The following is a 16,503-nucleotide window of genomic DNA, read 5'->3' as shown; positions in this document are numbered from 1 at the left end:
GAAGCACCGAAGGGCGGCGTCCAGAGTTTCAAGATCGAAAGCAGGAATGGCCCTGAACGCCCGCCTCGACCACCGCAACCCTCTCGTGTTCGACACACACGAGCTGGGGCGGCGTCCTGGCGCGCTGCAGCGCCTGACCCGTGAGATCGACGCTCCCAAGGACTTCGGTATCCAGGGAGTCATCGGAGTGCCGGAAGGCGCCCCGGTGAAGCTCGAACTCCGCCTCGAGTCGGTCATGGAAGGTGTGCTTGTCACAGGCACCGCCCGTGCACTGGCCAAGGGGGAGTGCGTAAGGTGTCTGGAGCCGGTCGAGCAGCAGCTCGAAGCGGATTTCCAGGAGATGTTCTCGTACCCTGACGCCGACGACCGGGGCCGTGTGAAAGCGGAGCCGGCCGACGACGCCGAGGACGACGAGGACACGCTCTTCATCGAGGACGGCTTGTTCGACCTCGAACCCGTGCTGCGTGATGCGGTGGTGCTCGCACTGCCGATGCAGCCGGTGTGCCAGGACGACTGCCCCGGCCTGTGCTCCCAGTGCGGAGCCCGGCTCGCGGAAGACCCGGACCACCACCACGACGCCGTCGACATCCGTTGGGCGGCACTGCAGGGACTCGCCGGTTCACTCGAAGATGGCGAGAAGGACGAGATCAGTGGCGAAGCGCCTCGACCGGCGCGCGCCAACGAGAAGCAGGAGAAGTAGCCGTGGCTGTTCCGAAGCGGAAGATGTCGCGCAGCAACACGCGCCACCGCCGGTCGCAGTGGAAGGCTGCGGTCCCCACCCTGGTTGCGTGCGAGCGCTGCCACGAGCCCAAGCTGCAGCACATCGCGTGCCCCGCTTGCGGCACCTATAACAAGCGCCAGGTCCTCGAGGTCTGAGCGGCTGGTGAGAGGCTTCATGTCTGACGCCAAGGCGGACGTAAACGCCAAGAAAAAGGCGGACAACACAGCCTCGTCCCACACGCTTCTGGAAGGGCGGCTCGGGTACAAGCTCGAGTCCGCCCTTCTGGTGCGTGCACTGACCCACCGTTCGTACGCGTACGAGAACGGCGGTCTGCCCACCAACGAGCGCCTGGAGTTCCTCGGGGACTCCGTGCTCGGCCTGGTGGTCACGGACACGCTGTACCGTACCCACCCCGACCTGCCTGAAGGCCAACTGGCCAAGCTGCGGGCCGCGGTGGTCAACTCGCGTGCGCTGGCGGAGGTGGGCCGCGGGCTCGAACTCGGCTCCTTCATCCGGCTCGGCCGGGGCGAAGAGGGCACGGGCGGCCGGGACAAGGCGTCCATCCTCGCCGACACCCTTGAAGCGGTGATCGGCGCTGTCTATCTCGACCAGGGTCTCGACGCGGCGGGCGAACTCGTCCACCGCCTCTTCGACCCGCTGATCGAGAAATCCTCGAATCTGGGAGCGGGCCTGGACTGGAAGACCAGTCTCCAGGAGCTCACGGCGACCGAGGGGCTCGGCGTGCCCGAGTACCTGGTCTCCGAGACCGGCCCGGACCACGAGAAGACCTTTACTGCTGCTGCCCGCGTCGGAGGCGTCTCGTACGGCACCGGCACCGGCCGCAGCAAGAAGGAGGCGGAGCAGCAGGCCGCGGAGTCCGCGTGGCGTGCGATCCGCTCCGCCGCGGACGAACGCGCGAAGGTGGCGAAGGCTGCCGCGGAGGCCGAAGCCTCCGCGGCAGCCAAAACTGCCGCTGCAGTCAAAGCCTCCGCGGAGGCCGAAGCGTCCGCGGCGGTTGAGGAGGCCGCAGCGGCCGAGGAGGCCGTCGAGGCCCCCTCGACAGCGGCATCCGACACCGCTTCCGCCTGACCGAACCGCAGTTCAGCGCTGTGACCGATCGCCCGTCCCCCGTCCGAGGGGGCGGGCGATCGTGTTCGGGGGCGTCGGCGGTACGCTGCGGGCGCGCGGCCCCGGTCCGGGGCGCCCGAGTCATCGGCCCACGCATCCGGAGGAGAAGCCGTGCCCGAACTGCCCGAGGTCGAGGTCGTACGACGGGGCCTCGAGCGCTGGGTCAGCGGACGGATCGTCGCCGACGTCCAGGTGCTACACCCGCGCGCGGTGCGCCGGCACATCGCGGGCGGCGAGGACTTCGGGGCCCGGCTCAAGGGGCACCGGATCGGGCTGGCCCAGCGTCGCGGCAAGTACCTCTGGCTGCCGCTCGCCGACTCCCCGAGTGCCGTTCTCGCGCACCTCGGGATGAGCGGGCAGCTCCTCGTCCAGTCGCAGGACGCCGCCGACGAGAAACATCTGCGCATCCGCGTCCGGTTCGAGGACGACCTCCACACCGAGCTCCGCTTCGTCGACCAACGGACCTTCGGCGGACTGTCGTTGCACGACACGTCGCCCGACGGGCTGCCCGACGTCATCGCGCACATCGCCCGCGACCCGCTGGACCCGCTGTTCGACGACGACGCGTTCCACGAGGCGCTGCGGCGTCGGCGTACGACCGTCAAACGTGCCCTGCTGGACCAGTCGTTGATCAGCGGCGTCGGCAACATCTATGCGGACGAGGCGCTTTGGCGTGCGCGGTTGCACTACGAGCGCCCCACCACCGGGTTCACGCGCCCGCGTACGGCCGAACTCCTGGGCCACGTACGGGATGTGATGAACGCCGCCCTCGCCGTCGGCGGCACCAGTTTCGACAGCCTCTACGTCAACGTGAACGGGGAGTCGGGCTACTTCGACCGCTCGCTCGACGCGTACGGCAGGGAGGGCGAGCCGTGCCGGCGCTGCGGCACCATCATGAGGCGCAGGCCCTGGATGAACCGGTCCAGCTACTTCTGCCCGCGCTGTCAGCGGCCTCCGCGCGCCGTGTCGTAACGCTCGCGCGCTCCCAGCACGTCGTCCATGCGCCCCTCCACGAAGTGGATGAGGGACAGCAGCCGCTCGGCGATCTCGCGGCCCAGCGGCGTCAGTTCGTAGTCCACCCGGGGCGGGTTCGTCGGCTGGGCCTCGCGGTGCACCAGGCCGTCGCGCTCCAGCGCGTGGAGGGTCTGGGACAGCATCTTCTCGCTGACGCCGTCCACGCGCCGGCGCAGTTCGTTGAAACGGAACGAACCCTCGTACAGCGCCCCCAGCGTGAGCGCGCCCCAGCGCCCCGTGACGTGCTCCAGCGTGCCCCGGGACGGGCACGCCTTGGAGAACACGTCGAACTCGAAGTCCGGTCGCTCCGTCAGGTCCATGCGCCCAGAATACTCGCCGCAGCGCAAACCGAAGAGGGGGCGCTAACTTTTCGCTAGCGCCCCCTCTTCGGTTCCACGCGGCTAGTAGCCGAAGTCCTGCGTCCACCAGGGGCCGCCCGACGCGAAGTGCGCGCCGACGCCCAGGGTCTTGAAGTCGCAGTTCAGGATGTTCGCGCGGTGGCCGGGGCTGTTCATCCAGGCTTCCATCACCGCGGCTGCGTCGGCCTGGCCGCGGGCGATGTTCTCCCCGCCGAGGTTCGCGATGCCGAGCTTCTCCGCGCGGTCCCAGGGGGAGGCCCCGCTCGGGTCCGTGTGGTCGAAGAAGCCGCGCGCGGCCATGTCCTCGCTGAAGGACTCGGCCAGCGCCGCAAGCGTGCTGGACGCGGTCACCGGGCTGCAGCCGGCCTTGGCCCGCTCCTCGTTGACCAGCGACAGCACCTCGGCCTCGGCCTTGGACGCGGTGGACACCGCCTTCGACGGAGCAGTCTCGGGTGCCTTCTTCTCCGGAGCCTTCGTGGTCGGCTCGGTCTTCGGCTTCTCCTTGACCGGAGCCTTCGTCGACGGCTTCGCGGAGGGGGTCTTCTTCTCGGTCTTCTCCGGGGCCTCCGTCGGCGAGACCGACGGAGACGCGGAGCGCTCCAGGTCACGGCTCGTGCCCGAGTCCTCGCGGTCGTCCGTGGTGCCGTCCGTGCCGCCCTGGGTCTGCACGTCGCTCGGCGAGTCCTGGGCGCGGACCTTGTCGGCGTTGCCGCCGCCGATCGAGAGGCTGTCGCTGCCCGGGATCAGCCCGGAGGCGACCGCGACGGCACCCATCGCGACGGCGGCCGAGACACCGAGCAGACCGGTGCGTACGGGCGTCACGTTCTTCCTGCGGCGGCGGTGGCCGCGGCCACCGCCGCCGGGCGCATAGCCGGTCGTGGCGTGGGTAGCAGGATCCGCAGCGAAGAGGTAGCTGTCGCTCTTCGAGTAGAGGTCGCCGGTCTCGTGTATGCCGCCCGGCGAGTCGTACATGCCCGCGGTCGCGTAGGGGCTGCCGTTCAGGTAGTCCCCGGCGGTCAGGTGGTCACCCGCGGTCGCGTAGTCGCCGGCGCCCGCGTAATCACCGGAGTCCGCCGCCGCGTAACCGCCCGCGTATGTATCGTACGTTTGTGTGACCCCGGTGGCGCGGCCTGTGGCGGCGCGGCCGGCGGCGGAGCGTCGGTGGCGTCCCATCTCCTGGCCTTCCTCATCCTTGCGGTCAACGTTCCTCACCCGAACGAGTGAGGCTCATTGGGTCGGGACGGTACCCCATGGCGCAAGGGGAGGAAGTGCTCCGAGAGCATTTGGCCGGTTAGCGTGCAGCCATGAGCGAGGATGTAAGGCTGGTCGCGTGGGTACGCGGACGGGTCCAGGGTGTGGGTTTCCGCTGGTACACACGGGCCAAGGCGCTGGAGATCGGCGGCCTGAGTGGTTTTGCTCTCAATTTGGGGGACGGACGGGTCCAGGTGGTCTCCGAGGGCCCTCGGGCCGGATGCCAGCGACTCCTCGACTGGCTCCAGGGGGACGACACGCCGGGCCGCGTCGACGGAGTCACTGAGATTTGGGACACGCCCCGCGGGGGCTACGACGGCTTCGTCATCCGGTGAGATCCACTCCGCTCCACCGGTTGCAACACCCCAGGCGGCGGGCGCGGGGCGTGCGCCGGGCACCTGCCACAGGCAGAAAGCGCCTGGTGGTTGCCAAGAATCGCTTGTCGTGGCAGGCTCCGCGAGTAAGGATGATCTCTACGCCCCCAGGGCCCCGAAACAGTGGCCGCGCCGCCCGTTCTCAAGCCGCGCGCCCCGGGTTGGCCCCCAATACGGGGCGTGATCGTGTTGACCGTCAAACTTTTTGGTGAGACGCTGAAAGTCCCCGCGCACCTTAGCTGTTTGGCATGTAAGAGCGGCAGTAAAAACTCGTCAGTGCCAAGCATCGCGGGTGCGATTCCCTCACGACCCACACCGCTTCGGTCGGTCACTCAGTGTGGAGGACCATCCATCATGGCAAAGGCGCTTCTCGGTTACGTCGGCGGTTCCGACCCGCGACTCATTGCCGAGATGCGACGGCTCCAGCAGCGCGTCCAGGACCTGGAATCCGAGCTCGTACGGATCCAGGCCGAGAACGACGCGCTCGCGGCTGCCGCTTCTCACGACTTCGAAAGCATCGACGTACCCCAGGCGGAGCCTGCGCTCACCTGATCACTGAATCGCATCGTCGCCACCAGTGAACAGGCTGCCCGTGTCAGCCGCTAACAGAGTTGCAAGGGACGCTTCGGCGTCCCTTCTTTCTTGCCCCCGCGCACTCTTTCACTGTCTTTAACGTTTGGTGTGCCCTGCACGTTCAAGGGTGAAACCGCGCGTTCATGGAGTGAGACCCACCCGGAAGGTAGAGTCCGGCTGCGTGCACCTCAAGGCCCTGACCCTGCGCGGGTTCAAATCGTTCGCCTCGGCGACCACGCTGCGGTTCGAGCCGGGCATCACCTGTGTCGTGGGCCCCAACGGCTCGGGCAAGTCCAATGTCGTGGACGCCCTCAGCTGGGTCATGGGCGAGCAGGGCGCCAAGTCGCTGCGCGGCGGCAAGATGGAGGACGTCATCTTCGCCGGCACCACCGGGCGGCCCCCGCTGGGCCGCGCCGAGGTGTCCCTGACCATCGACAACTCCGACGGCGCGCTGCCCATCGAGTACGCCGAGGTCACCATCACGCGGATCATGTTCCGCAACGGCGGCAGCGAGTACCAGATCAACGGCGACACCTGCCGGTTGCTGGACATCCAGGAGCTGTTGTCCGACTCCGGCATCGGCCGCGAGATGCACGTCATCGTCGGACAGGGCCAGCTGGACTCCGTCCTGCACGCCGATCCGATGGGCCGCCGCGCCTTCATCGAGGAGGCCGCGGGCGTTCTCAAGCACCGCAAGCGCAAGGAGAAGGCGCTGCGGAAGCTGGACGCGATGCAGGCCAACCTCGCGCGCGTGCAGGACCTCACGGACGAACTGCGGCGCCAGTTGAAGCCGCTGGGCCGGCAGGCCGCCGTCGCCCGCCGGGCCGCCGTGATCCAGGCCGACCTCCGCGACGCCCGCCTCCGGCTGCTCGCCGACGATCTCGTACGGCTCCGGGGCGCGCTCCAGGCCGAGGTCGCCGACGAGGCCGCGCTGAAGGAACGCAAGGAGGCCGCGGAGGCCGAGCTGAAGAAGGCGCTCCAGCGGGAGGCGATGCTGGAGGACGAGGTCCGGCGGCTCACCCCGCGCCTGCAGCGAGCGCAGCAGACCTGGTACGAGCTGTCGCAGCTGGCCGAGCGGGTACGCGGCACGGTCTCCCTGGCGGACGCGCGGGTCAAGAGCGCGACCGCCCAGCCGCCGGAGGAGCGGCGCGGGCGCGACCCCGAGGACATGGAGCGCGAGGCCGCGCGGATCCGTGAGCAGGAGGCCGAGCTCGAAGCGGCCCTGGAGGCGGCCGAGCGGGCCCTGGAGGACACCGTCTCCCACCGGGCCGACCTCGAGCGCGAACTGGCGGTGGAGGAGCGGCGCCTGAAGGACGTGGCCCGCGCCATCGCGGACCGCCGCGAAGGCCTGGCCCGGCTGAACGGGCAGGTCAACGCGGCCCGTTCGCGCGCCGCCTCCGCCCAGGCGGAGATCGACCGGCTCGCCTCCGCCCGCGACGAGGCGCAGGAAAGGGCCGTCGCCGCCCAGGAGGAGTACGAGCAGCTCAAGGCCGAGGTCGACGGCCTGGACGCGGGCGACGAGGAACTCGCCGAGCGGCACGAGACGGCCAAGCGCGCCCTTGCCGACGCGGAGTCCGCCCTGACCGAGGCCCGCGAGGCGGCCACCGCGGCCGAACGCAAGCGCGCCGCCACGCAGGCCCGCCACGAGGCCCTGTCCCTGGGGCTGCGGCGGAAGGACGGCACGGGGGCGCTGCTCGTGGCGAAGGACAGGCTGACGGGTCTGCTCGGCCCGGCGGCCGAACTGCTCTCCGTCACACCCGGCCACGAGGTCCCGGTCGCGGCCGCCTTCGGCGCGGCGGCGGACGCGATCGCGGTGACCAGCCCGTCAGCGGCGGCGGACGCCATCCGCCTGCTGCGCAAGCAGGACGGGGGACGAGCGGCGCTGTTGCTCGCGGGGGCGCCGGAAGCTTCCGCGGCCGGGGGAGCGTTCGGCAACACCGGCGACGTACCCAGTGGGCAGGCCGGGCAGACCGGCTCGGGCGTCGGCGGGACGTCCTCCGTGGGACATCCGGAGCGCGGTGGTCCGTTGTTCGCCGCCGATCTGGTCCGTGGGCCCTCCGACCTCATGCCTGCCGTACGTCGGCTGCTGTGGGGCATCGTCGTGGTCGGGACGCTGGAGGACGCCGAGGATCTCGTCTACTCCCGGCCCGAGCTGACCGCGGTGACCGCGGAGGGCGACCTGCTCGGGGCGCACTTCGCCCAGGGCGGTTCCGCCGGGGCGCCGAGTCTGCTCGAAGTACAGGCCTCCGTCGACGAGGCGGCGGCCGAGCTGGAAGAACTGGGCGTGCTGTGCGAGGAGTTGACCGAGGGGCAGCACCGGGCCGCTGAGCTGCGCAGGGAACGGACCGCTCTCGTCGAGGAGTTGGGCGAGCGGCGGCGGGCCGGTGAGCGGGAGAAGTCCCAGGTCGCCCAGCAGCTCGGGCGGTTGGCCGGGCAGGCGCGGGGCGCCGCGGGAGAGGCCGAGCGAAGCACCGCGGCGGCCGCACGCGCACAGGAAGCCCTCGAACGGGCCGTCCAGGAGGCGGAGGAACTGGCCGAACGGCTCGCCGTCGCCGAGGAGATGCCGTTCGAGGAGGAGCCCGACACCTCCGTACGGGACCGGCTCGCGGCCGACGGGGCCAACGCTCGGCAGACCGAGATGGAGGCCCGGCTCCAGACGCGTACGCACGAGGAACGGGTCAAGGGGCTTGCCGGGCGGGCCGATTCGCTGGACCGGGCCGCGCGCGCCGAACGCGAGGCACGCGCGCGTGCCGAGCAGCGCAGGGCACGGCTGCGGCACGAGGCCGCCGTCGCCGGGGCCGTCGGCTCCGGCGCGCGGCAACTGCTCGCGCACGTCGAGGTCTCGCTCGCCCGGGCCGACGAGGAGCGTACGGCCGCGGAGCGCGCCAAGGCGCGGCGGGAGCAGGACCTCGTCGTCGCCCGCAACGAGGGCCGCGACCTCAAGGCCGAGCTCGACAAGCTCACGGACTCGGTGCACCGCGGCGAGGTCCTCGGGGCCGAGAAGCGGATGCGGATCGAGCAGCTGGAGGCGAAGGCGCTGGAGGAGCTGGGGGTCGAACCCGCCGGACTGATCGCGGACTTCGGCCCCGACCAGCTCGTGCCGCCCTCCCTGCCGGCCGAGGGCGAGGAGCTGCCGGAGGATCCGGAGCATCCGCGCAACCAGCCCAGGCGCTTCCACCGTGCCGAGCAGGAGAAGCGGCTCAAGTCCGCCGAACGGGCCTACCAGCAGCTGGGCAAGGTCAACCCGCTCGCCCTGGAGGAGTTCTCCGCGCTGGAGGAGCGCCACAAGTTCCTCAGTGAGCAGCTGGAGGACCTGAAGAAGACGCGTGCCGATCTTCTTCAGGTGGTGAAGGAGGTCGACGAGCGGGTCGAGCAGGTCTTCACCCAGGCGTTCTGGGACACGGCGCGGGAGTTCGAAGGGGTCTTCAGCCGGCTGTTCCCGGGTGGGGACGGGCGGCTCATCCTCACCGATCCCGACAACATGCTCACCACGGGTGTCGACGTGGAGGCAAGGCCGCCGGGGAAGAAGGTCAAGCGGCTGTCGCTGCTGTCCGGCGGCGAGCGGTCGCTGACCGCCGTGGCCATGCTCGTGTCGATCTTCAAGGCCAGGCCCAGTCCGTTCTATGTGATGGACGAGGTCGAGGCGGCGCTGGACGACACGAATCTTCAGCGGCTGATCCGGATCATGCAGGAGCTGCAGGAGGCTTCGCAGTTGATCGTGATCACGCATCAGAAGCGGACGATGGAAGTCGCCGACGCGCTTTATGGCGTGTCCATGCAGGGGGACGGTGTTTCCAAGGTGATCAGTCAGAGGCTGCGCTGACCTTCGGTCGGGTTGTCGTGCGGCCGGCGGTTCGTTGTGGCTTGTCGCGCAGTTCCCCGCGCCCCTTGGGGGGCGCCCCTGGCCAGGCACTTTTAACAGGCCGTTTCTCTTTCTTTAAGAGTTGAACACAAAATGGCCACGTGGTGCCTCGAAAGTCACAGCTACCCGCCTGTTGACTTCGGAACTTGAAGGCATAGGGTCGACGGCGTTGCTTTTACCTTCAGGTGGTGGGTGGCGTAAACGTGTGCGCCACTGGAAACACCGTCCCGAAGGGCTCGCCCCCACCCCCGGCAGTGAGGCCGGTGGCCCGAGGAGTCACACGTGACCAGCACAGCGCAGCCACCCCCGTCAGGGGCCCGAGCGGCTCATCCCGAACATCTCGGGCACGTCATCTTCATCGCGGCGGCGGCCGCGATGGGCGGTTTCCTCTTCGGTTACGACAGTGCCGTGATCAACGGTGCAGTCGAGGCCATCCGGCACCGGTACGACATCGACTCCGCGGCTCTGGCCCAGGTCATCGCCATCGCGCTGATCGGCTGTGCGATCGGTGCCGCCACCGCGGGCCGGATCGCCGACCGCATCGGCCGTATCCGCTGCATGCAGATCTCGGCCGCGCTCTTCATCGTCAGCGCCGTCGGGTCCGCGCTGCCCTTCGCCCTGTACGACCTGGCCTTCTGGCGGGTCGTCGGCGGTTTCGCCATCGGTATGGCCTCGGTCATCGGCCCGGCCTACATCGCCGAGGTCGCCCCCGCCGCGTACCGCGGACGGCTCGGCTCCTTCCAGCAGGCCGCGATCGTCATCGGCATCGCCATCTCGCAGCTGGTCAACTGGGGCATCCTGAACGCCGCGGGCGGTGACCAGCGCGGCGAGATCATGGGCCTGGAGGCCTGGCAGGTCATGCTCGGCGTCATGGTCATTCCGGCCGTTCTGTACGGGCTGCTCTCCTTCGCGATCCCCGAGTCGCCGCGCTTCCTCATCTCCGCGGGCAAGGACGAGCGCGCCCGCGAGGTGCTGCGCGAGGTCGAGGGCGACAGCGTCGACCTGGACGCCCGCGTCGCCGAGATCGAGCACGCCATGAAGAGCGAGCACAAGTCGGTCTTCAAGGACCTGCTCGGCGGCAGCTTCTTCTTCAAGCCGATCGTCTGGATCGGCATCGGCCTCTCGGTCTTCCAGCAGTTCGTCGGCATCAACGTCGCGTTCTACTACTCCTCGACGCTGTGGCAGTCGGTCGGCGTCGACCCGTCCGAGTCGTTCTTCTACTCGTTCACGACCTCGATCATCAACATCGTCGGCACCGTGATCGCCATGATCTTCGTCGACCGGATCGGCCGCAAGCCGCTCGCGCTCATCGGCTCCGTGGGCATGGTCATCGGGCTCGGCCTGGAGGCCTGGGCCTTCTCCTTCGACCTCGTCGACGGCAAGCTGCCGGCCACCCAGGGCTGGGTCGCCCTGATCGCCGCCCATGTGTTCGTGCTCTTCTTCGCCCTTTCCTGGGGTGTCGTCGTCTGGGTCTTCCTCGGCGAGATGTTCCCGAACAAGATCCGCGCCGCCGCCCTGGGTGTCGCCGCCTCCGCACAGTGGATCGCCAACTGGGCCATCACCGCGAGCTTCCCGTCGCTGGCCGACTGGAACCTCTCCCTGACCTACGTGATCTACACGGTCTTCGCCGCGCTCTCCATCCCGTTCGTGCTCAAGTTCGTGACGGAGACGAAGGGCAAGACCCTGGAGGAGATGGGCTAGCCCCGTCCGTCCGGCGAGGCTTCCGCGAGCCGCGAGCCGCGAGTCCTCGCCGGCTCCCCGAACTCGGGGAGAAGGGCCAAGTCCCCGCTGCCCCTCTCCCCGTATACGTAAGACGTACTGCCCCGGCTCCGCCTCCGAAGATCTGTCCCAGGATCTACAGGCCCTTGAGCCGGGGCAGTACGTTCTCGCAGAACAGGTGCATGCTGCGCCAGCCCTCGTCGAGCGGCATCCCGCCGGACAGCGGATGCAGCACGTAGCTGTCGAGGCCCTGTGACAGGCACTCGTCCGGCGTAAGGATCCGGTAGACGCCCTCGGCGCGCAGCTCGTCGACCGTCGTGGCCGCCGACCGCACCGCCGAGCGGATGTCCGACGACTGCCAGGAGGCGTACGTCCGCGCCTCGTGCAGGAAGTGCTCGCCGTGCTCGGCCCAGACGCGGTCCGGGTCCTCGGCGAGGTGCAGGAGCGGGGTGACCGCCGAGGGCATCATGGTCCAGCCCTCCTTGCCGTACTCGACCAGCCGCTCCTTGTAATAGGCCTCCAGCTCCGGAAGATGCGCGCTCGGGAAGAACGGCAGTCCGAGCCGGGCCGCGCGGCGGGCCGCCGCCTTGGAGGAGCCGCCGACCAGCAGCAGAGGGTGCGGATCCGAGAAGGGGCGGGGTGTGACCCGTACCGTACGGCCCTGGTACTCGAACTCCTCGCCGGTCCACGCCTTCAACAGCGTCTCCAGGAGCTCGTCCTGGAGACGGCCGCGACGCTTCCACTCCACGTCGAAGATCGCGTACTCCTCGGGCCGGTAGCCGATCCCCGCGACCGTGATCAGCCGGCCGCCGCTCAGCAGGTCGAGTACGGCGATGTCCTCGGCCAGCCGCAGTGGATCGTGCAGCGGGCCGATGATCGCCGAGACGGTGACCGCGATGCGCCGGGTCGCGCCGAAGACCGCGCCCGCGAAGGTGAACGGCGAGGGCAGCCAGTTGTTGGCGACGCCGTGGTGCTCCTCGGTCTGCACGGTGGTCATCCCGCGGTCGTCGGCGTAGGCCGCCATCTCCAGCGCGGCCTTGTAGCGGGTGCTGAGCGAGGCGGGTGTGGCGCCGGGTTCAACCAGGTTGAAACGTACGACCGTTGCGGGCATGGGAAAGTCCCCCTTCGCCGAGCCGGGCGGGGTGCCGGTGTGATGTCGGTGCAGGGGGACGGTAGCTGACGGATCGTCAGACGGCCAGAGTGGCGGGCTCCTTGGCCGGCTTCGGCTTCGGGCCCGGAGTCTGCCCCGACGCGGGCCCGGTCATCGCGGGCTTCGGCGGCGGCATGCGATGCCGGCGGCGAAGCCCAGGTGGGAAAGGGTTCGCGGGTGAGGGCGGGCTCCACACGGCGGCGGGGTGAGCGGTCGTCGAATCTTAGTTCGACGCTCTCCCTTAAGGGGCTTATGTCCTTCGGAGGAAAACACAAGGAGTAGCCGTCAGGGGCCTATGGCCGATACTGGACGCGTTATGGAAATCGTCATCCTTGCTGTAGTCATCGCCGTGGTCGTGATCGGCGCGCTCGGCGGGCTCGTCATCGGCAGTCGCAAGCGGAAGCAGCTGCCCCCGTCGCCCCCGTCCGCCCCCGACATCACCGCTCCGCCGGCCGAGCCGCATATCGGCGACGAGGCCGAGACGCCGCGCGACGAACCGCGCCGCACGATAGAGGAGGTGGATCTTCCGGACGCCTCGGCGGCCGCGCCGGTCGCCGTCGACGAGCCCGCGCCGGTGGTCGAAGCACCGCCGGTCGAGGTTCCGGAGCCGACCGCGGGTCGCCTGGTGCGGCTGCGTGCCCGCCTCTCCCGCTCGCAGAACGCGCTCGGCAAGGGGCTGCTCACGCTCCTCTCGCGCGAGCACCTCGACGAGGACACCTGGGAGGAGATCGAGGACACGCTGCTCACCGCCGATGTCGGCGTGCAGCCCACCCAGGAGCTGGTCGAGCGGCTGCGCGAGCGCGTGCGGGTGCTCGGTACGCGCACTCCGGACGAGCTGCGGTCCCTGCTGCGCGAGGAACTGCTCACCCTCCTCGTGCCCGACTTCGACCGCACCGTGAACACCGAGTCCGGTCTGGACACCCCGGGCATCGTGATGGTCGTCGGGGTCAACGGCACCGGCAAGACCACCACCACCGGCAAGCTCGCGCGCGTGCTCGTCGCCGACGGCAAGCACGTGGTGCTCGGCGCGGCCGACACCTTCCGTGCCGCCGCCGCCGACCAGCTGCAGACCTGGGGCGAGCGCGTCGGCGCCCGCACCGTGCGCGGCCCCGAGGGCGGCGACCCCGCGTCCATCGCCTTCGACGCCGTCAAGGAAGGCATCCAGGAGGGCGCGGACGTCGTGCTCATCGACACCGCGGGCCGGCTGCACACCAAGACCGGTCTCATGGACGAGCTCGGCAAGGTCAAGCGCGTCGTCGAGAAGCACGCCCCGCTGGACGAGGTGCTGCTCGTCCTGGACGCCACCACCGGTCAGAACGGCCTGGTCCAGGCCCGGGTCTTCGCCGAGGTCGTCGACATCACCGGCATCGTCCTGACCAAGCTCGACGGCACGGCCAAGGGCGGCATCGTCATCGCCGTCCAGCGCGAACTGGGCGTCCCCGTCAAGCTCGTCGGCCTCGGCGAGGGCGCGGACGACCTGGCCCCGTTCGAGCCGGAAGCGTTCGTGGATGCCCTTATCGGAGAGTGACGTCCCGTACGAGAGGTACGTACGCGAGGAAGGGCCCCACCGCATGGTGCAGATGCGATGGGGTCCTTCCGTATCGGTAGGTCTGTATAGGTGGGGCTACGCGCGCGACCGGTGTGCCACGTACGCCAGTGTCCCCAGCAACAGCCGCGCGGCGGGCGGCTTCGTGGCCGAGTCGAGGGCGGGGGAGCGGAGCCAGTGGACCGGGCCGAGGCCGGCGCGGTCGGAGGGCGGGGCCGTGACGTATGTGCCGGGGCCCAGGCCGTGCAGGTCGAGCGCGGCGTCGTCCCAGCCCATGCGGTAGAGCAGCTCGGGCAGTTCGGCCGCGGCGCCGGGGGCCACGAAGAAGTGGGCGCGGCCGTCCGGGGTGGCGGCCACGGGGCCCACCGGGAGCCCCATGCGTTCGAGCCGGACCAGGGCTCGGCGGCCGGCCGGCTCGGCGACGTCGATGATGTCGAAGGCGCGGCCCACGGGAAGCATCACCGCGGCGCCGGGGAACTCGCCCCAGGCCTGCGTCACTTCGTCGAGGGTGGCACCGGCCGGGACGACCGGGGCGAAGTCCAGGGGATGTGCGCCGGGTGCCGGGCAGTCGGCCCGGCCGCACGAGCAGGTCCCCCCGGCCGTACGGGCGCCGGGCGCCACGTCCCAGCCCCACAGTCCGGTGAACTCGGCCACGGCCGTGCACTCCGAGGAGCGGCCGCGGCGACGAGAGCCGGACCGGATTTCGCGGATGCCGCCGATCGTGAAGCCCATGCCCCCTCCAACGGGTCCAGCGCGCCGGTGGTTACGTGACGGAACGGAACAGTAACTCTCCGTTCCCAGTGCTGTGTGGTTCATGCGGCGCCCGGTGGCGTCACGGGTGGTGCGTCCGGCTTCGCGCGCCCCGATGTGCATCGCTCCGCCCACTCCCGGCCGTCATGTGTCAAGTGAATCGCGTACAGGCCGCCGGGAGTTCATTCGAAGGGGTGGCGAATGGTGGCGTTTCCGGGATCGCCATGGCTGGAGGGGTGATCGTAGGATTACCGTGAGTGCACGGGTCCTGGGGACGCATGCACTCGTGGGTATGCCGGAGGCAACTCGGCTTCTCGTTCGATGGGTGAGAACCGCCGGACGGACGACCATATGTACCGGCATTCTGGTAGGGCTTGGCGCACACAGCGCACAAGTGGGTTCAGGGATGGGGGCGTTCCAGTGGGCGGCAACGGCGGAGGCGGGACGACTGCTGACAAGCGCCCCAATGAGCTGTTGGGCTCGTGGTTCGTGCGCAGCGGTTGGTCCAAGGGTGAGCTGGCGCGTCAAGTGAACCGCAGGGCACGCCAGTTGGGAGCCAACCACATCTCGACGGACACCTCTCGCGTCCGCCGCTGGCTGGACGGCGAGAACCCCCGCGAGCCCATCCCGCGCATCCTCTCCGAGCTGTTCTCCGAGCGCTTCGGCTGTGTCGTCGCCGTCGAGGACCTGGGCCTGCGCGCCGCGCACCAGTCACCGTCCGTGTCCGGTGTCGACCTGCCCTGGACGGGTCCGCAGACCGTCGCCCTGATCGGTGAGTTCTCGCGCAGTGACCTGATGCTGGCGCGGCGCGGATTCCTCGGCACGTCACTGGTGCTCTCCGCGGGCCCCTCGCTGATCGAGCCCATGCAGCGCTGGCTGGTGCCCAGCCCCGTCACCCCCCGTGAGCAGCCCGAGTCGGCAGCCGCCCTGCGCCGCCCCGGCCGGCTCTCCCAGCCCGAGCTGGACCTCCTCGAATCCACCACGGTGATGTTCCGCCAGTGGGACGCGCAGTGCGGCGGCGGCCTGCGCCGCAAGGCGGTCGTCGGCCAGCTGCACGAGGTGACCGACCTCCTCCAGGAGCCGCAGCCCGAGGCCACCACCAGGCGTCTGTTCAAGGTCGCCGCCGAGCTGGCCGAGCTGGCGGGCTGGATGAGCTACGACGTCGGGCTCCAGCCGACCGCCCAGAAGTACTTCGTCCTCGCCCTGCACGCCGCCAAGGAAGCCGCCGACAAGCCGCTCGGCTCGTACGTCCTGTCCAGCATGAGCCGCCAGATGATCCACCTCGGCCGGCCCGACGACGCTCTGGAACTGATCCACCTCGCCCAGTACGGAAGCCGCGACTGCGCGAGCCCCCGCACCCAGTCCATGCTGTATGCGATGGAGGCCCGGGCCTACGCCAACATGGGGCAGCCCGGAAAGTGCAAGCGAGCCGTCCGGATGGCCGAGGACACCTTCGGTGACGCGCTCGAGTTCGACGAGCCCGAGCCCGACTGGATCCGCTTCTTCTCCGAGGCCGAGCTGCACGGCGAGAACTCCCACTCCTTCCGCGACCTGGCCTACGTCGCGGGCCGCAGCCCCACGTACGCCTCGCTGGCCGAGCCCGTCATGCAGAAGGCCGTCGACCTCTTCGAGAAGGACACCGAGCACCAGCGTTCGTACGCACTCAACCTCGTCGGGATGGGCACGGTGCACCTGCTCCGGCGGGAGCCCGAGCAGAGCACGGTCCTGGTGCGCCAGGCCCTCGGGATCGCCAAGAAGGTGCGCTCCGAGCGGGTCAACACTCGTATCCGAAAAACCGTCGACACGGCTGTACGCGATTTCGGGGATCTCGCCGCCGTGGTGGACCTCACCGAGCAGCTCGCCATCGATCTGCCCGAGACCGCCGAGGCGGTCTGACCCCAGTACCCCGGCCGCGGCCGCCGTCCTTAACAGCCCGACTCGGCTCCCCCATGCCAGGTCATCGGACGGCCGACCGCGGCCGGTTCCATACCTTCGATGAAGGTTGCGCCACGATAACGATCGCGCGGACCGACATCAGCCAGTTCATCGAGGCGTA

At 69.8% G+C, this 16,503-nt stretch carries 14 protein-coding genes; 10 read left to right on the top strand and 4 right to left on the bottom strand.

The window, feature by feature from the left end; all coding sequences use genetic code 11:
* Positions 1-46 precede the first annotated feature (46 nt).
* From OG718_RS18320 to mutM, 4 genes are all read left to right on the top strand, one after another.
* Positions 47-700, top strand: a complete 654-nt coding sequence (locus OG718_RS18320) for a YceD family protein (protein ID WP_143640647.1) — start codon at positions 47-49, stop codon at positions 698-700.
* Between the two features lie 2 nt (positions 701-702).
* On the top strand, positions 703-876 hold the full coding sequence (rpmF, locus tag OG718_RS18315) for a 50S ribosomal protein L32 (protein WP_006139588.1): 174 nt from the start codon (positions 703-705) through the stop codon (positions 874-876).
* Between the two features lie 19 nt (positions 877-895).
* Complete coding sequence (rnc, locus tag OG718_RS18310; protein WP_143640648.1) at positions 896-1,810, top strand: ribonuclease III; 915 nt, start codon at positions 896-898, stop codon at positions 1,808-1,810.
* Between the two features lie 150 nt (positions 1,811-1,960).
* Positions 1,961-2,821, top strand: coding sequence for a bifunctional DNA-formamidopyrimidine glycosylase/DNA-(apurinic or apyrimidinic site) lyase (mutM, locus tag OG718_RS18305; RefSeq protein WP_328844612.1), 861 nt, complete (start codon positions 1,961-1,963; stop codon positions 2,819-2,821).
* On the opposite strand, the gene OG718_RS18300 is transcribed toward mutM, so the two are convergent.
* Both OG718_RS18300 and OG718_RS18295 read right to left on the bottom strand, forming a co-directional pair.
* Complete coding sequence (locus tag OG718_RS18300; RefSeq protein ID WP_143640650.1) at positions 2,794-3,183, bottom strand: winged helix-turn-helix transcriptional regulator; 390 nt, start codon at positions 3,181-3,183, stop codon at positions 2,794-2,796. The two genes, mutM and OG718_RS18300, sit on opposite strands and share 28 nt — an antisense overlap.
* 81 nt (positions 3,184-3,264) lie before the next feature.
* Positions 3,265-4,395 carry a CAP domain-containing protein gene (locus tag OG718_RS18295; RefSeq protein WP_143640651.1) on the bottom strand — a complete coding sequence of 377 codons (1,131 nt, stop codon included), beginning with the start codon at positions 4,393-4,395 and terminating at the stop codon, positions 3,265-3,267.
* Between the two features lie 131 nt (positions 4,396-4,526).
* Here OG718_RS18295 and OG718_RS18290 point away from each other — a divergent pair, with 131 nt between their 5' ends.
* From OG718_RS18290 to OG718_RS18275, 4 genes are all read left to right on the top strand, one after another.
* On the top strand, positions 4,527-4,808 hold the full coding sequence (locus tag OG718_RS18290) for an acylphosphatase (RefSeq protein ID WP_328844611.1): 282 nt from the start codon (positions 4,527-4,529) through the stop codon (positions 4,806-4,808).
* Positions 4,809-5,201: 393 nt separating this feature from the next.
* Positions 5,202-5,399: a hypothetical protein gene (locus OG718_RS18285; protein ID WP_143640779.1), complete on the top strand. Its 198-nt coding sequence runs from the start codon at positions 5,202-5,204 to the stop codon at positions 5,397-5,399.
* Between the two features lie 202 nt (positions 5,400-5,601).
* Positions 5,602-9,243: a chromosome segregation protein SMC gene (smc, locus tag OG718_RS18280; RefSeq protein ID WP_328844610.1), complete on the top strand. Its 3,642-nt coding sequence runs from the start codon at positions 5,602-5,604 to the stop codon at positions 9,241-9,243.
* A gap of 321 nt (positions 9,244-9,564) precedes the next feature.
* Positions 9,565-10,983 (top strand): sugar porter family MFS transporter, encoded by a 1,419-nt coding sequence (locus tag OG718_RS18275; RefSeq protein ID WP_328844609.1) that lies wholly within the window; start codon positions 9,565-9,567, stop codon positions 10,981-10,983.
* A gap of 154 nt (positions 10,984-11,137) precedes the next feature.
* Here the strand turns inward: OG718_RS18275 and OG718_RS18270 are convergent, their stop codons facing one another.
* Complete coding sequence (locus tag OG718_RS18270) at positions 11,138-12,112, bottom strand: LLM class flavin-dependent oxidoreductase (RefSeq protein WP_328844608.1); 975 nt, start codon at positions 12,110-12,112, stop codon at positions 11,138-11,140.
* 355 nt (positions 12,113-12,467) lie between these two features.
* Here OG718_RS18270 and ftsY point away from each other — a divergent pair, with 355 nt between their 5' ends.
* The gene (gene ftsY, locus OG718_RS18265; protein ID WP_143640656.1) at positions 12,468-13,679 is read left to right on the top strand and encodes a signal recognition particle-docking protein FtsY; all 1,212 of its coding nucleotides are present in this window, start codon (positions 12,468-12,470) and stop codon (positions 13,677-13,679) included.
* 96 nt (positions 13,680-13,775) lie between these two features.
* Here the strand turns inward: ftsY and OG718_RS18260 are convergent, their stop codons facing one another.
* Positions 13,776-14,429: a bifunctional DNA primase/polymerase gene (locus OG718_RS18260; RefSeq protein WP_143640657.1), complete on the bottom strand. Its 654-nt coding sequence runs from the start codon at positions 14,427-14,429 to the stop codon at positions 13,776-13,778.
* 438 nt (positions 14,430-14,867) lie between these two features.
* On the opposite strand from OG718_RS18260, the gene nsdA reads away from it, so the two are divergent.
* A complete protein-coding gene (gene nsdA / locus OG718_RS18255; RefSeq protein ID WP_143640658.1) occupies positions 14,868-16,343 on the top strand; it encodes a transcriptional repressor NsdA in 1,476 nt (491 codons plus the stop codon).
* The last annotated feature ends 160 nt before the right edge of the window (positions 16,344-16,503 follow it).

It is taken from the genome of Streptomyces sp. NBC_00258 (genome assembly GCF_036182465.1).
Classification (GTDB): Bacteria; Actinomycetota; Actinomycetes; order Streptomycetales; family Streptomycetaceae; genus Streptomyces.
The sequence above is the reverse complement of the archived record's forward strand: the minus strand, read 5'-3'. Positions and strand labels throughout refer to the sequence as shown.

Bases quoted from the DNA above. Each gene is read 5' to 3' on its own strand.
- OG718_RS18320 (WP_143640647.1), top strand. From the start codon at position 47: ATGGCCCTGAACGCCCGCCTCGACCACCGCAACCCTCTCGTGTTCGAC.
- rnc (WP_143640648.1), top strand. From the start codon at position 896: ATGTCTGACGCCAAGGCGGACGTAAACGCCAAGAAAAAGGCGGACAAC.
- OG718_RS18300 (WP_143640650.1), bottom strand. From the start codon at position 3,183: ATGGACCTGACGGAGCGACCGGACTTCGAGTTCGACGTGTTCTCCAAG.
- OG718_RS18295 (WP_143640651.1), bottom strand. From the start codon at position 4,395: ATGGGACGCCACCGACGCTCCGCCGCCGGCCGCGCCGCCACAGGCCGC.
- OG718_RS18290 (WP_328844611.1), top strand. From the start codon at position 4,527: ATGAGCGAGGATGTAAGGCTGGTCGCGTGGGTACGCGGACGGGTCCAG.
- OG718_RS18285 (WP_143640779.1), top strand. From the start codon at position 5,202: ATGGCAAAGGCGCTTCTCGGTTACGTCGGCGGTTCCGACCCGCGACTC.
- OG718_RS18270 (WP_328844608.1), bottom strand. From the start codon at position 12,112: ATGCCCGCAACGGTCGTACGTTTCAACCTGGTTGAACCCGGCGCCACA.
- ftsY (WP_143640656.1), top strand. From the start codon at position 12,468: ATGGAAATCGTCATCCTTGCTGTAGTCATCGCCGTGGTCGTGATCGGC.
- OG718_RS18260 (WP_143640657.1), bottom strand. From the start codon at position 14,429: ATGGGCTTCACGATCGGCGGCATCCGCGAAATCCGGTCCGGCTCTCGT.